Origin of the sequence: Kocuria sabuli, from assembly GCF_040981185.1 — a bacterium.
GTDB classification, from domain to species: Bacteria; Actinomycetota; Actinomycetes; order Actinomycetales; family Micrococcaceae; genus Kocuria; species Kocuria sabuli.
This window is the reverse complement of the sequence record NZ_JAVHZE010000128.1, coordinates 1-502: the sequence shown is the minus strand read 5'-3', so window position 1 is coordinate 502 and position 502 is coordinate 1. Positions and strand designations below refer to the sequence as shown.

The 502-nt window shown below is 74.1% G+C and carries 1 pseudogene; it reads left to right on the top strand.

Annotated elements, in window-relative coordinates:
* Positions 1-329: 329 nt before the first annotated feature.
* Positions 330-502 (top strand): annotated as a pseudogene (locus RE027_RS18255) (adenylosuccinate lyase); the annotation flags it as partial.

Sequence of the window (502 nt, the reverse complement as noted above, 5' to 3'; positions counted from 1 at the left end):
GTAGGACACGAGCCCGTCCACCACGACCGGGGGCTTGCCGGCCGCGTAGCGGGGAAGTCGGGACAGAGCCGGGCGCGGCCGGACCGCCGGGGTGGTGGCGGTGGCCGGGCCCGAGGCCGGGGCGGTGCCGGCCAGGGTGCGGGTAGCGTCGCTGGTACTCATGGAGGTCATGCTATCCCCGCACCCCCGGGGTTCCCCCGGTCGATGACGCCCCTCCGGACGACCCGCTGCTTTTCGGGGCGAAAGCTACAACCGGGTTCCGCGAAAGTTGGCGGCGGACGACAATTCGTCCGCCCGGGAGCGCGCGGGGGCCGTGGAAGAATGTGCCCATGCCCAACACCGATCGCATCCTGTCCTCAGGGCGCGCGGCGCTCGCCGCCGCCGTCCCGCCCGTCGCGCTGGGGCCCCTCGACGGCCGCTACCAGCCCGTGGTCGCGCCGCTGGTCGACCACCTCTCCGAGGCCGCCCTCAACCGCAACCGCGTGCACGTGGAGGTCGAGTG